This window comes from Silvanigrella sp. (genome assembly GCF_044369315.1).
Classification (GTDB): domain Bacteria; phylum Bdellovibrionota_B; class Oligoflexia; order Silvanigrellales; family Silvanigrellaceae; genus Silvanigrella.
Map to the genome: position 1 here is coordinate 1 of NZ_JBIPMD010000269.1, position 4,207 is coordinate 4,207.

Sequence of the window (4,207 nt, forward strand, 5' to 3'; positions counted from 1 at the left end):
CACTCTCTATAAAAAATTTAATTCCATTCATTGTGTTTGTAAAATGCACTTATTGGGAGGACACATAGCAAATAGATTCTGTGGTATTAAAAATAAAATATAAATTATAGTCTTACAATATTTAAGCAAATTATTTCACCTAATGAAAACCAATTACGTAAATCGTTTTCCCTAACTTCATTATTATTTTTTAATTTATGAATTCCAATATACTTTAAATTACTCACTATTCTTGCAATTGCCCGAAATTCTGTTCCTTTACAAGTAGGCAACTGATCATCTAAGTCATCTGATTCAGTTGTTTCTTTAAATGGTAAATAGATATTTGTTTTTCTAAAAGAAATACCATTACTTTCTTGAAAATCAAAAGTAACGGATTCATTTATATCAGGATTATCTAATACTATGATTTCAATTGGCATATAGTCAAAAACCCACAGCGAAGATAAAGATTGCATATTTTTACCGTCAATATAATCAATTTGTTGAGTTATAAAACGCCATTTTTTTTGTCATAATAATCAAATAAAACTCTTTTAATAGGAATATATACATACTCTTGAGAAGAAACAAGTGGAGAAAAATGAGTGATATCATCTTCTTCAACGGATTGGCAGGAAATAAAAAAAGAAGGTAGCATGAAACAGATAAATTTTGTTAAAGGTTCATATTGAAAACGTAAGAGCATAACAGTCCTTGCGAAATACAAACTATTGAGTATGTTTCCTTGGGTTATGCTATCGGCAGAAATTGATTTTTATTTTAACTAAGGTAGAAAAGAATGAGCAAAACAACAAATGCTGAACCAGATCTAATAAGAAACTTTTGTATTATTGCCCATATAGATCACGGTAAGTCTACTCTAGCCGATCGCTTATTAGAACTTACGGGAGCCGTGGCGGATCGCGATAAACAAGCGCAAATACTTGATAGTATGGACTTAGAACGCGAACGTGGGATCACCATCAAAGCTCAAACAGCAACTGTAGATTATAAAGCAAAAGATGGAAAAATTTATACTTTAAACTTAATTGATACTCCTGGCCATGTGGATTTTACGTATGAAGTCAGTCGAAGTTTAACTGCTTGCGAAGGAGCTCTTTTGGTTGTCGACGCCACTCAAGGTGTTGAGGCACAAACTGTGGCTAATGTTTACTTAGCTGGCGATAATAATGTTGAAATTATTCCTGTTATAAATAAAGCAGATCTTCCAAGTGCGGACTATGATCGTGTTTGTATTCAAATTGAAGAAGAACTTGCTATCGACACCTCAAACGCAATAAAATGTAGCGCAAAAACAGGTATGGGCGTTGCCGACGTTTTAGAGGCTATTATTCATCATGTCCCTGCCCCAGAAGACACTCGCAGCAAAGATCTCCGTGCACTCATTTTTGACAGCTGGTTTGACCCCTATCAAGGCGTAATTGTATTAGTGAGAGTAGTAGATGGTATTGTAAAAATAGGCGATCAAATTAAAATGATGCACTCTGGCAAAACATTTGAAGTCCAAAAAGTGGGTATCATGTGTGTAAAAGCTTATCAACGTGATAGTCTCAGCGCCGGCGAAGTGGGCTATATTATAGCGAACGTGAAAGACGTTAAAGATTCCCGTGTTGGTGACACAATTTGTATGGCTAATTCAAATGTTGAACCATTACCTGGATTTAAAAAAGCAAAACAAATGGTTTTTGCAGGAATTTTCCCTGTTGAAACAAATCAATTTGAAAACTTAAAAGATGCTCTTGCTAAACTTACTTTAAACGACAGTTCGTTAAGTTATGAGCCAGAAACATCAGTTGCACTTGGTTTTGGATTTCGTTGTGGCTTCTTAGGTCTTTTGCATATGGAAATTATTCAAGAACGTTTAGAGCGTGAATATAATATGAATGTTATTTTTACGGCTCCTACTTGTGTTTACATAGTAGAAACCACAAAAGGAGAAGAACTTCGTGTCGATAACCCCTCCAATTTACCGCCACCAGCAAATATTGCTAAATTTTCGGAGCCCGTTGTAAAAGCAACATTCCATATGCCTCAAGAACATCTTGGAGGAGTTATGGCCTTATTAGCTGAACGCCGGGGTCTTCAAACAAAAATGGAATATCTCTCCCAAAGTCGTGTCATGCTTCAATATGAACTTCCTTTAAACGAAATGGTTTTTGACTTTTTTGATAGAATTAAAACTATTTCTCGTGGCTATGCCAGTATGGATTATGAATTTCATGACTATAAAGAAAGCGACCTAGTGCGTCTTGATATTTTAGTAAATGGAGAACCACTGGATGCTCTTTCTTGTATTGTACATCGTAGCAATTCCTACGAAAGAGGCCGTTTACTTGTTAAAAAACTAAGAGAAGTCATTCCAAGGCAACAATTTGAAGTTCCTTTACAAGCAGCGATTGGGTCAAAAGTCATTGCTCGTGAAACGTTAAGTGCCATGCGTAAAGATGTTACTGCAAAATGTTATGGTGGAGATATTTCTCGTAAACGTAAGCTACTTGATAAACAAAAAGAGGGTAAAAAACGCATGAAACAAGTGGGAAGCGTCGAAATACCTCAAGAAGCATTTATGGCAATTTTAAATTTATCCGATGTGGAATAATGGCTAAAAGTAACAAAAAATTTTATTTTTTGATTTTTCTCGTATTATTTGAATTTGCTGTTTACATGTCAAATGACATGATTTTGCCTGCATTAATAGATGTTGTGAATGAATTTCAAGTTTCGGAAAGTCTTGTTCCCTTATCATTATCTATTTTTTTATTAGGATCCCTTTCAATTCAACTTTTTGTTGGACCCATTTCTGACAGATATGGTAGGCGCTCTACCATGTTTGTTGGAGGCATTATAGTTTTAATAGGAAATGTGATTGGCATTCTTGCTTCTAATATGCCCAATTTTTTTATTGCACGCATTCTTCAAGGAATGGGACCTTGTTTTATCGGGGTTGCAGGTTACGCCTGTGTCCATGAGCTCTATAAAGAAAAAGAAGCCATAAATGTGATTTCTTGGATGGCTTCCGTTGCTTTATTTGCACCTATGATTGGCCCACTTGCAGGAAGTACAGTTATGCTTTTTGCAGGTTGGCGTTACATATTTGTTACAACATTTTTATTATCCTTAATTGGACTGATTGGTTTATGGTTTTTTATGCCAGAAACTCTTACAGATGATAAAAAAATTAAAATAAAATTAAAGCCTATTCTATCCATCTATCTAGATTTAATTAAAAATAAAAATTTTATATTTGGCAGCATTAGTTTTGCTCTATCATTTGGTTCTGTAATCGTTTGGATTTCTAGCTCGCCAATTGTTTTAATGAATCTTTATCATTTAAATAAAAGTGAATTTAGTCTTGTACAAATTCCCATATTTTTGGCATTTATTTTAGGTACTTTTACTTTAAGATATTTATCAAAATTTATGAACTCCTTTAAGTCATTATCAATTGGATTTATGATTACTTTTGTTTCATCAATCGTAACGGTTTTATTTTCTTATTTTGCTCCAAATAATTTATATTTAATTATAGCTGCATTTACATGTTTTAATTTCGGTTATGGTATTCTTTCAGCCCCCTTTACTAGACTTATTTTAGATTCTACAACACAATCTAAAGGCATGGCTTCTGCGTTACTCTATTTTATGTTTTTTATAATTGGTTCTTTGTTTTCTGCTATGTTTGGAATTTTTTATAATGAAACCATTTTTTCTTTTACTTTATATATTGCTCTCATTTTATTCTTATCTTTAATAATTGGATACAAGTCTAAAATGATAAAATTTAATTTTAAGGAATTAAATTCAATTTAAAGGTTTTTATCTAAACTATTATTTTTCCATTCTATTGTATATTTTATAGCAACATCGGGAACCTTTTTTAACTTCAGATTTTTTTTCAATATCATTTAATATATTTTCATATATTGATACCCCCTTTTTTTCATCATTTTCATCACTTGAATTATGAGAACTCTGAATTTCTTCTGTTTCTTTATTTTCATTGAAATTATCTAAAGAATCTATTTGTCCACCGGTGTCCTACCAATAAGTGCATTTTACAAACACAATGAATGGAATTAAATTTTTTATAGAGAGTGGTTTTTGATTTTGTTGATGGTATCGAGATAATTCCAAGGCAACCAATCTTTTGGGTTTTGTTTCCAAAAGTTTTGATATATCAGAAGATCCCTAAGGTAATCAACAG

Annotated in this window: 4 protein-coding genes; 2 read left to right on the forward strand and 2 right to left on the reverse strand. The window is 32.6% G+C overall.

Going from position 1 to position 4,207, the window contains the following annotated elements:
• Positions 1-104 precede the first annotated feature (104 nt).
• Entirely contained in the window at positions 105-458 is a 354-nt protein-coding gene (locus tag ACIQ56_RS15150; protein ID WP_397601883.1) for a hypothetical protein, read from the reverse strand.
• Positions 459-490: 32 nt separating this feature from the next.
• Positions 491-688 carry a hypothetical protein gene (locus tag ACIQ56_RS15155; RefSeq protein ID WP_397601884.1) on the reverse strand — a complete coding sequence of 66 codons (198 nt, stop codon included), beginning with the start codon at positions 686-688 and terminating at the stop codon, positions 491-493.
• A 93-nt stretch (positions 689-781) separates the two neighbouring features.
• Between ACIQ56_RS15155 and lepA the strand changes: the two genes are divergently transcribed.
• The gene (gene lepA, locus ACIQ56_RS15160) at positions 782-2,602 is read left to right on the forward strand and encodes a translation elongation factor 4 (RefSeq protein ID WP_397601885.1); all 1,821 of its coding nucleotides are present in this window, start codon (positions 782-784) and stop codon (positions 2,600-2,602) included.
• A complete protein-coding gene (locus tag ACIQ56_RS15165) occupies positions 2,602-3,813 on the forward strand; it encodes a Bcr/CflA family efflux MFS transporter (protein WP_397601886.1) in 1,212 nt (403 codons plus the stop codon). Before lepA ends, ACIQ56_RS15165 begins: the two co-directional genes overlap by 1 nt.
• Positions 3,814-4,207: the final 394 nt, after the last annotated feature.